11 protein-coding genes are annotated in these 9,223 nt (G+C 40.0%); 2 read left to right on the forward strand and 9 right to left on the reverse strand.

All coding sequences use genetic code 11. From position 1 onward, the window contains the following. Positions 1–158 precede the first annotated feature (158 nt). The 6 genes from R7Q38_RS22420 to R7Q38_RS22450 all read right to left on the reverse strand — a co-directional run bounded on the left by R7Q38_RS22420 (position 159) and on the right by R7Q38_RS22450 (position 5,872). Positions 159–647, reverse strand: coding sequence for a DUF523 domain-containing protein (locus R7Q38_RS22420; RefSeq protein ID WP_054730711.1), 489 nt, complete (start codon positions 645–647; stop codon positions 159–161). Between the two features lie 905 nt (positions 648–1,552). Further along, positions 1,553–2,107, reverse strand: coding sequence for a hypothetical protein (locus tag R7Q38_RS22425; protein WP_053807654.1), 555 nt, complete (start codon positions 2,105–2,107; stop codon positions 1,553–1,555). A 279-nt stretch (positions 2,108–2,386) separates the two neighbouring features. Then, positions 2,387–2,968 carry an AbiV family abortive infection protein gene (locus R7Q38_RS22430; RefSeq protein WP_318114371.1) on the reverse strand — a complete coding sequence of 194 codons (582 nt, stop codon included), beginning with the start codon at positions 2,966–2,968 and terminating at the stop codon, positions 2,387–2,389. A 137-nt stretch (positions 2,969–3,105) separates the two neighbouring features. Continuing rightward, a complete protein-coding gene (locus tag R7Q38_RS22435; RefSeq protein WP_172563621.1) occupies positions 3,106–3,933 on the reverse strand; it encodes a hypothetical protein in 828 nt (275 codons plus the stop codon). 164 nt (positions 3,934–4,097) lie between these two features. Next, positions 4,098–4,499, reverse strand: a complete 402-nt coding sequence (locus R7Q38_RS22440) for an HIT family protein (RefSeq protein WP_005433790.1) — start codon at positions 4,497–4,499, stop codon at positions 4,098–4,100. A 680-nt stretch (positions 4,500–5,179) separates the two neighbouring features. Further along, the gene (locus R7Q38_RS22450; protein ID WP_050926536.1) at positions 5,180–5,872 is read right to left on the reverse strand and encodes a hypothetical protein; all 693 of its coding nucleotides are present in this window, start codon (positions 5,870–5,872) and stop codon (positions 5,180–5,182) included. Positions 5,873–6,080: 208 nt separating this feature from the next. Between R7Q38_RS22450 and R7Q38_RS22455 the strand changes: the two genes are divergently transcribed. Beyond that, positions 6,081–6,365 carry a type II toxin-antitoxin system RelB/DinJ family antitoxin gene (locus tag R7Q38_RS22455; protein ID WP_005398409.1) on the forward strand — a complete coding sequence of 95 codons (285 nt, stop codon included), beginning with the start codon at positions 6,081–6,083 and terminating at the stop codon, positions 6,363–6,365. Beyond that, a complete protein-coding gene (locus R7Q38_RS22460) occupies positions 6,362–6,640 on the forward strand; it encodes a type II toxin-antitoxin system mRNA interferase toxin, RelE/StbE family (protein WP_005398411.1) in 279 nt (92 codons plus the stop codon). Before R7Q38_RS22455 ends, R7Q38_RS22460 begins: the two co-directional genes overlap by 4 nt. Positions 6,641–6,775: 135 nt before the next feature. On the opposite strand, the gene R7Q38_RS22465 is transcribed toward R7Q38_RS22460, so the two are convergent. The 3 genes from R7Q38_RS22465 to R7Q38_RS22475 all read right to left on the reverse strand — a co-directional run bounded on the left by R7Q38_RS22465 (position 6,776) and on the right by R7Q38_RS22475 (position 9,130). Next, positions 6,776–7,492: a riboflavin synthase subunit alpha gene (locus tag R7Q38_RS22465; RefSeq protein WP_140273189.1), complete on the reverse strand. Its 717-nt coding sequence runs from the start codon at positions 7,490–7,492 to the stop codon at positions 6,776–6,778. Between the two features lie 662 nt (positions 7,493–8,154). Beyond that, positions 8,155–8,637, reverse strand: coding sequence for a nucleotidyltransferase domain-containing protein (locus R7Q38_RS22470; protein ID WP_213885666.1), 483 nt, complete (start codon positions 8,635–8,637; stop codon positions 8,155–8,157). A 157-nt stretch (positions 8,638–8,794) separates the two neighbouring features. After that, entirely contained in the window at positions 8,795–9,130 is a 336-nt protein-coding gene (locus tag R7Q38_RS22475) for an energy transducer TonB (RefSeq protein ID WP_053304439.1), read from the reverse strand. Between the last annotated feature and the right edge of the window lie 93 nt (positions 9,131–9,223).

A 9,223-nucleotide genomic window follows, 5' to 3' on the forward strand; every position in this document is an offset into this window, starting at 1 on the left:
TAAATCTTCCATGATTGATTATCTCCATTTCTGCGAGCGCATAACGCCCTGTTAAGGTGTGAGCAACGCAATACCGATGCTGCCGCATACCACCTTAATCACTTAAAACAACGCATAGTGAAAATGCCACGCGTTGCGAATCACTCTTAAACAGCTTGTTAGCTATGTTTTTCCAACGCCTCTCGGAGTTTAGCTATCGTATGTTGACTGTAGACTTTAATACCATTGCGCTCTAACAATGCAGTGGCTACCCCTGAACCATCGATTTTAATCCCGTTGAATGTGCCATCATAAATTTTTGAACTGCCACAGGAAGGACTGCCTTCTGCAAGAATCGCGTACTTTATTTGCTGGTTTTTGCAAAGTTCCAAAGCCTTTTCTGCCCCACTTACAAATTGTTCCGTAACATCGATGCCATCATTTCCAACAACGTTTGCCAAACCATCCAGCACATCAACACCTTTACCAGTAATAATTTCAGCTGGTGCTCTAGGAATAGGTAAACCTGCTGATACTTCGGGGCAAAAAATCACTAGTTCTGTGTATGACTTTAGCCAGAGCAACTCAGGCTCTGGGATTGATAAACAGCTCGCATTGTATCTAACGTTGTTTCCAACCAAACATGAACTAACGAGAACTTTTACCACTGGAACTCCTTTATATACGAGAAATAGCTAACGCCGCGTTAAGTGGTGAACAACGCTAACCACTAAACCTAAACCATTGTACCTTAAACACTTAACCTGACTTGAACTGAAATCGCCAAGCGTTGTGAATCCGCCTTAAACGCCTTGTTAGGCGAAGTTTCCCACCAGTGTTCAAGGATGTTTGCAAGCAGATTACCCGAAACCCAATAAGCAACCAAACACCCACTGACTTTTTGTGATTCAAGAACCACAAATGTCACTATGTTTCAGCTAAGATGCCAGCGACCACGAAATACAGACTTTCAGCGATCAAGTTGCTTTTGAGGAAACGAAACGTAAAGCTACAAACTTAAAGCGAGAACAAAAGCCTCAATTAACTTGCCCCTGCCACACTTTGAGCCAATGAAACTCACAACCAACCGGCTATGAAAACCAATGAGGCAACCCGCAAACCTTGGCATGTTTTACGGCCAGAGAGATTCATGAATTTGAACAGACAATCTTGAATTGCCGACTTAGAAAAACGAATGCTCAAAGAGACCTAAGAAAATGAGAACAAAGGACTTTCCTGCCCGTCGCCTAACGCCGCATTAAGGTGTGAGCAACGCTACCACCAGACGAAACCTGTACGCCTTAAACACGAAACCCAACGATGACATAAAAAATGCCAAGCGTTGGGAATCACTCTTAAATGCCTTGTTAGTTTTTTGTTTCTAGAGAGTGCTTATTTTCCAAGTCTTCTACCTTATTTTTAAGTTTCTCTAACTTTCGAGAATAAATAAAGAAACCGATTTGAGAACATACTACGGCCACATAGAACAGGTTATCTCTATGTTGAGCTGGAGCATCATTCCACAACCATATAGCGAAGACAGTGACAAGCACATAAGAAATAATATTTGAAATCATTGATGAAGCCCCGAAACCAATCGTACACTTCGATTTTCTAACTCTGTATTAACTTTTTTTAATTCAGACTTATTAAACGCAACAGCTCCCCAAATGACAAGCATAGCTAAACCACCTCTGCCAAGTTTACCTCTAGCTTTAGATTCCTTGTATAGGTCTTTGAGTCCAAGGCTTGAAGCACCAATACCTATATAACTAGCGAAATTGTCTAAAAAGCTATGAAAATCTTTATCAGACTGTAACTCTTTCTCAGTCATTGACCACATGCCATATTGTGGGTTAACAAAAGTAGTGTCTAGCGCTCCTGTTACTAGTTTTCCCATTAAGGCTCTATTCGAAACACTTCGTATCAGTTTCATAGCATCTACTCGTTGCTTCTGACTGAGATGTCTATACAAGATCATCGAACAAATCGCATCTACTTCTACTTTTCCAGCCCCAACAAGTAGTTCTGGTTTAAAACCGATTATTTTAGCTAATATTCTTAATTGTTCTTGCTCATTGCTTGGCAAATTATACGGTAAACTGCTAACTGAAATTACGTTACTCATCACTCATCCATGTATAATTTTAGGGCTTATTTTATGAAATAAAAAGAATAACATATGCACTCAGTGGTGTATAGGAAATGTTATGAAACTAACGCCGCGTTAAGTAGTGAGCAACGCTACAACCCAGCTTAAATCATTACACCGTAAACACTAAAGCCGATTTAAACCAAAAATGCCACGCGTTGCGAATCTGCCTTAAACGCTTTGTTATAACTCATTTAGCCCACAAAATCTTCGAAGGAAATATTAGACTCTTTCGCTAAACCTTCATTGAGCATTTCATTGAACCATGCTTTTAAAGCTAGTTGCATTTCTGGCATTGAAGAATTCCACACAGGTTTGATGTGTTTGCGTATATGTTCTATGCTCACACAAAGTACGAGCAATTCTCAGAATATTTTTAGCTGCTTCTTTGTCGATGACCTGACTAGGAACAGACCAACGTTTTTGGCCCAAGCAGTCTGTATAAAAGCCAACTTGCTTTAAATCGTCCAATAGCGCTGGAAAATCGTTTTCTTCGGAATAAATACCTCCGAAATCACGGAGTTTTTTACAACCATTTGCGACCAACAAAGGAAATACGTACATCACATTCTTTTTGGTATGAGTCCGATAAGCTTTCCAAGCGTCTTTGACTTCTTTTCCATCTCTTGCGACTGCTAACTCACGTAGGATTGAAATTTTTCCAGCCTCTTCAATTGCTAAAACAGCTATGGAGTAAGCCGTCGGATAGCTTTCAAGTTCAAACAGTTTTTCAGCATCGCTCAATAGCCGATTAGCGTTTTGTTGAGCAAAATTCATCCCATCAGCAATCTCACTTGTGCTGAGTGTATTTTTCCACTGTTTCAAATTCTTACTCAAGTGTACTCCTATGAGTTATAACGCCGCATTAAGGTGTGAGCAACGCTACTACGAAACTTAACCTTACCACCGTAAACACAAAACCCAACGATGGAATGAAAAATGCCATGCGTTGGGAATCACTCTTAAATGCTTTGTTATGTGAAACTAGACATCCAATGCCTAACGAACTTGCTCTCTTTAGATAGTGTGTCAGCTTTTTCCTCTAGCAATTTAGCTAGCTTAAGCATCGTTTGTTTATTCATTGTTAGAGACAATTCGTCAACCATTTCACATAATCTATCATCATCATAACTAAATAAATGGTTAATAATACTCTCAGACAATGTTTCAAGGAAGGCTTCAACACTCCCTGAAACTCTGCTGTAGAACTTATCTAATGACTCATAGGTAAAGACATCTAAGTCTTTAAACTCTTTGATTCCAAGTCGATTAACTTCACCATCAATTACATGTGAATGCTTAATGTTGTTATTTACAACTCTCAATTGATTGATATTATCGTACCCAGACAAACGCCCGTAACTGATGTTTTTGGAATTAAAGAATGACTTAACATTTTCCCATAAATATAGTTCTCTAGTATTCACATTTTCAAAAGCCACGTTAATGAGCTCTTTTTGAACAATTTCAAAGCTTTTAAATAGCGATATAATTTTCATTTCAGACAAGGAAAGCAGTTGGTCTTCTAACATTTGTACGTCGTAATAATGCTCAGCTTGCTCACCTATAATATCCATCGCTTCGTCAGATGGTTGCACAGGGTAACCATCTTTTTCCATTATTTCATGATAGCGTTCACCTGCACTTTCATAATCATCTTTAGCTTTAGTTAACTGCCCATCTATAGCAATTACACTTTCTTCTACAGCCTTGACATACAATGTATTCAAACGTCTTGCAACATTACGTATCTCACTCTTCCGTTGAGCTAACTTGTTGTTTTGATTTAAAAGAATACTCAAACTACACTCCCAATCTGTTGTTTCACATAACGCCTTGTTAAGGTGTGAGGCGCGCAATACCGAAGCTTCTGCATACCACCTTAACCGCTAAAACCAACGCATAGTCAAAATGCCACGCGTGCCGAATCACTCTTGAACAATTTGTTAGCATACTTTTTCAACGCTCATAGATCTTTAAGTGATTCTCTAAGTTTATCCATAGTTTGAATCCCAAGTTCACTACTAATCCAACCATACTGGTCGCCATGGAACCGAGGGAAAATATGCAAATGGTAATGGTCGAGCTCGTTGAAATGAGGTGCCTCTCCGTTGTTTTGCATAAAGCCGATACCATCGGGATTGAACTTAGCTTCTATACGCTTATATAAATCTCTTGCGACGTCGGTGATCTCTAAAAACACAGACTCGGGCAAGTCGATGAAAGTGCGGTATTGAGTCTTGGGACAAATTAAAATATGTCCAAAGTTGATTGGGTCATGGTCTGCAAAAGCTATAACTTGGTCAGATTCGTACACGATGACCGAGTCAATTTCACGATTAACAATTTGTTCGACTATCGTAGTCATCTAAACTCCTATCAAAGTATGCTAACGCCCTGTTAAGGGGTGAGCAACGCAATACTGAAGCCGCTGCATACCACCTTAGACACTAAAACCAACGCATAGTGAAAATGCCACGCGTTGCGAATCCCTCTTGAACAGTTTGTTAGTCGCGAGGCACCGAGCGACAATTTTAAGCCGAACTAAACTTTGCGAACAACAAACTTTATGTGCTTTGATGCACTTAGGTCAGGCGTAGTCTCAAAGCAGCTCCTCAATGAAACCACTTGGAACAAACAACACCAGAGAAAACGTAATTTCAGCGATTAAATCAGCTTTTGCACTGAAAAACTCACCGAGCGGAGTTGCAACCAAAAACAGACTCTCGATTACCCTACTCTGTAAGCACCAAAGAACAAAACAACCGCTAGGACAGGTACAAAACTTTGGACTTAAAACAGTTAGAACTAAGCTCTGATGATCAACGATTAATCGGTGTACCAAGCAAACAGCTGCTAAATTTTGAGCTCAGAAACATGATTTTGATTGCTAGCTTTTTCTGGCGACTAACGCCCTGTTAAGGTGTGAGCAACGCTATACCGAAGCTCCCGCATAACACCTTAATCACTTAAACCAACGCATGGTAAAAATGCCACGCGTTGCGAATCACTCTTAAACAGTTTGTTAGTTGCCAAACCCTCATATGATTAAGAACTTGCTCGTCTTTTTATTTTAAGTATCGACTCCAATGATTCCTTGGGTACACTTTTCAATAGCTTCTCTTCAGCCCTCAAAAGCATAAGTACCTTGATGTAATCACAGAAGCTTATCGATCTAGCAACTTTAAGAATCAACTTACGTAGTGTTCGCAAATCTTGACGGAATACACCAAGTAATTCAGACCAGACATCTAGATAATAGTTTGCATCAAGTTCCTCTTCTGGGAATCGTATTTCCATTAGAAGAATAAACTCATTGTAAATTCGCTCCAGCTTATAAGCAGACACAGCATCTACCTTAGATAGTTCGTTTATCGAACGTTCTATCGATTTATCCAAACTTATCTTATTCTTCTCCGGCAAGTCTAAGTTGGATTGTCGAGTACTTTCAAATTTGGACATTAGTTCGTCGATAAGCTTTCGTCTGCTGTCTAAATCTGCATCATGTTTTTTAAATATTTCATGCAGCTTCTCCATACTATCGCCTAGCTTCCCATTAAAAAAAGCTAATACATGATCAATTCTATTCTTTTGAAAATACAGATCTAGCATTGCAGGTAAAGCACTTGACCGAAACTGCTTTTCCTCACGACCAATTGCAAATAAACCAGACAGCTGACTAAGCAGCCAGCCAAGAAAAACTGCTATCAAAGGAATGATAATTTTAAAATATTCTTCCATCAAAAACTCGATCTTTAAATTTTGGCAAACTAACGCCCAATTAAGGTGTGAGGCACGCAATACGATGCTCCCGCATACCACCTTAATCACTTAAACCAACGCATAGTAAAAATGCCACGCGTGCCGAATCACTCTTAAATTGTTTGTTAGTTGCCCATCTCAAAGCCTAGTGCTAACATTTGTACACACACCAACAAAGGAATACATCATGGACACTAGAATTCAATTTCGTGTTGATGAAGAAACAAAACGCCTAGCTCAACAAATGGCTGAGAGCCAAGGTCGAACTCTAAGTGATGCTTGCCGTGAACTTACTGAGCAACTCGCTGAACAACAAAGAAAAACATTATCTCACGATGCATGGCTAACTGAACAAGTAAACCTAGCATTTGAGAAGTTTGACTCAGGAAAATCCGTTTTCGTTGAACACCAAACTGCTAAGTCTCGAATGGAAGAGCGCAAAGCCAGAATTCGTAATCGAGGTAAGCAATGATTTTATGGGAAGAAGAGTCACTTAATGATCGTGAAAAGATCTTCGAGTTTCTCTATGACTTCAACCCTGATGCGGCAGAAAAAACTGACAACCTCATTGAAGCAAAAGTAGAAAACTTGCTTGAACAACCTTTAATGGGTGTACAACGAGATGGCATCCGCGGACGATTGCTCATTATTCCTGAGATTTCGATGATTGTATCTTACTGGGTTGAGGGCGATATCATCCGAGTTATGCGTGTACTACACCAGAAACAAAAATTCCCTACGGATTGATTGCTTCCTCTGGGGAACTAACGCCCTGTTAAGGTGTGAGCAACGCAATACAAAAGCCGCCGCATACCACTTTAAACACTAAAACCAACGCATGGTGAAAATGCCACGCGTTGCGAATCACTCTTAAACAGTTTGTTAGTTCTTTGACCCACTGAGTGCCTGAGGTTTATAGCCTAGTGAATCCAAATCAACACCCTGCTCTAGAAGTAGTTTTTCAAACAATGGTAATAATGGTCCAAGGTTTTCATTTAGCGTGTCACGAACCGTATCAACAACAACTTGGGTACCACGCTCGATTTCTATATTAATAAAGTCACCACTGACTTTTGATTCAAAAACCGTCATTCTAAGAGTCTCAGGAATAAGCCAAACTTCAAACCAACCTTCATGCTTATTTACGTCAGCTACGGTCAAGCTCGCTCCATTTAGAGCTATATAACCTTTCGGGAAAACATATCTTTTCCAAGCATCAGGGAGCGCTAAGCGAACACAATAGTTATCCTCAATTTGTTTTACGTCAACGATAGCTACATTAAAGTCCACATGGCCTGATAGAGGGTGACCGCCAATTTCTGCCCCATCTTTTGCGGCTCTCTCAGCGTTAACTAATTGGGATGAGCAATACTTACTCAGAGTTGTAATTAAGAGGCTTTGCAACATTACGTCGAACTTAACACGAACATCTGACTGTATTTCAGTGACTGTCAGACATACACCGTCAATAGCAATGCTCGCCCCAATTTCTAGATCAGTACAAAACCCTTTAGGGAAGTCGATAACAAAAGTTCTAATCCCTCTTTGATCTGTCACATCAACAATTTCGGCTACCGCCTGAACTATGCCTGTAAACATGCTTACTCCACTGATATTAAAACAACTTTGAGAACTAACGCCCGCTTAAGTGGTGAGCAACGCAATACGATGCTTCCGCATACCACCTAAATCACTAAATTTACCGCAAACCACAAATGCCACGCGTTGCGAATCCGTCTTGAAGCGCTTGTTAGTTGGCAGACCCAATACCCTGATTTTACGTCAGTTTAAACTTTGCAAACAACAAAGATTATGTGTTTTGATGCATTAAAGTCAGGCGTAGTTTCAAAGCGACTTATTAATGAAACCACGTGGAACAAACCGCGCCAAAGAAAGCGCGATTTCAGCGAGTAAATTAGCTTTTAAAAATACAAACTCACCGAGCAAAATTTCAGCAAAAGCATTCGACTCGATGAACCTCAAACTCGCAGCATCAAAGATGCAAACCGAGCTGTGAAACAATGCCAATTTTGGATTTTAGACAAAGAATAAGCATCGAATTTGAAAGCTTAAACTACCACTTTAGCTTTGAGCTTTTACCATGAAATTTTGCACTATTGCTGCATTTTCCTTCATGCCAACTAACGCCGCATTAAGGTGTGAGTAACGCGACCACGAAATCCAACCATACCACCTTAAACACTGAACTCAACGATGAAATGAAAAATGCCAAGCGTTAGGAATCACTCTTAAATGCTTTGTTATGGCGCTGAACTTGAAGTTAACTGCCGAACGTCAATGAGGTCTACTTCCCTACCCAATATTCGCTTATATTCAACTAACCTATGAACAGGAATAACTTGCAATTCAATGCCTTGATAAGTTTTAGTAACGGAACTTGAGAAATCGATTTCAAGTTGATGCCACGAACCGTCCAGTGAAGATTGGATCTTGGTATGGTGAGCCAAGCCTATTTCAATTTTTTGATCTCGGTAGATGAGCTGAAAATACTCTAAGTCCCAACCATATTCTGAGTACCGAGTTAGTGGCTTAGAAACATACTGCGAAACGAGGGATAATACTTTATTTGCATCAGAATTTTCGATGTAGAGATCGATGTCTGCAATTTCGCGATTGCCACCATGAATCGTAGCCGCTAAACCACCAACTATTTGATACTCGATATTCTCTGATTCCAAAAGACCTTTGAGCCACTTCAAAGCTACTATTACTTGCTTGCTCATATTACTCCCTTAGCCGATTTTGCCCCTGCGCCATAACGCCTTGTTAAGGTGTGAGGCACGCAATACCAAAGCTTCCGCATACCACCTTAACCACTAAAACTAACGCATAGCAAAAATGCCACGTGTGCCGAATCACTCTTGAACAATTTGTTATGTGTTAGATTTTAAAGACTAATTTTTGTTTTTGAGCAATAAGCTCACCATCTTCAAGTGGTTCATATTTCCATTTGGACAACGCTTGTACAGCTACCTTTTCAAAGATTCCCTTTGGGGAGGACTCGATTACAACAATATCAGTCACATCCCCATTTTTAGTAATGTTAAACGTCATGACCACATACCCTGACAGGTTATTCTCTACTGCAACTTTGGGGTATCTCGGCGATACAAACTCTATTGGCTCTAGATCTAAATATTCCGATGAGTAAGTGTTTTCTACAGAACTTGAACACCCTGCTACTAAGATCAAGATAAATAGTTGCAAAAATCTCATAATCTATCTCTGACACATAACGCCCTGTTAAGGGGTGAGCAACGCAACACCGAAGCCGCCGCAAACCACCTTAATCACAAAATTCAACGCATA

Source organism: Vibrio sp. Vb0598 (assembly GCF_033338935.1).
Classification (GTDB): domain Bacteria; phylum Pseudomonadota; class Gammaproteobacteria; order Enterobacterales; family Vibrionaceae; genus Vibrio; species Vibrio alginolyticus.

What these genes read in the sequence shown, in the direction of transcription:
- R7Q38_RS22475 (WP_053304439.1), bottom strand. Translation starts at nt 9,130, where the DNA reads ATGAGATTTTTGCAACTATTTATCTTGATCTTAGTAGCAGGGTGTTCA.
- R7Q38_RS22465 (WP_140273189.1), bottom strand. Translation starts at nt 7,492, where the DNA reads ATGTTTACAGGCATAGTTCAGGCGGTAGCCGAAATTGTTGATGTGACA.
- R7Q38_RS22440 (WP_005433790.1), bottom strand. Translation starts at nt 4,499, where the DNA reads ATGACTACGATAGTCGAACAAATTGTTAATCGTGAAATTGACTCGGTC.
- R7Q38_RS22455 (WP_005398409.1), top strand. Translation starts at nt 6,081, where the DNA reads ATGGACACTAGAATTCAATTTCGTGTTGATGAAGAAACAAAACGCCTA.
- R7Q38_RS22460 (WP_005398411.1), top strand. Translation starts at nt 6,362, where the DNA reads ATGATTTTATGGGAAGAAGAGTCACTTAATGATCGTGAAAAGATCTTC.
- R7Q38_RS22425 (WP_053807654.1), bottom strand. Translation starts at nt 2,107, where the DNA reads ATGAGTAACGTAATTTCAGTTAGCAGTTTACCGTATAATTTGCCAAGC.
- R7Q38_RS22450 (WP_050926536.1), bottom strand. Translation starts at nt 5,872, where the DNA reads ATGGAAGAATATTTTAAAATTATCATTCCTTTGATAGCAGTTTTTCTT.
- R7Q38_RS22470 (WP_213885666.1), bottom strand. Translation starts at nt 8,637, where the DNA reads ATGAGCAAGCAAGTAATAGTAGCTTTGAAGTGGCTCAAAGGTCTTTTG.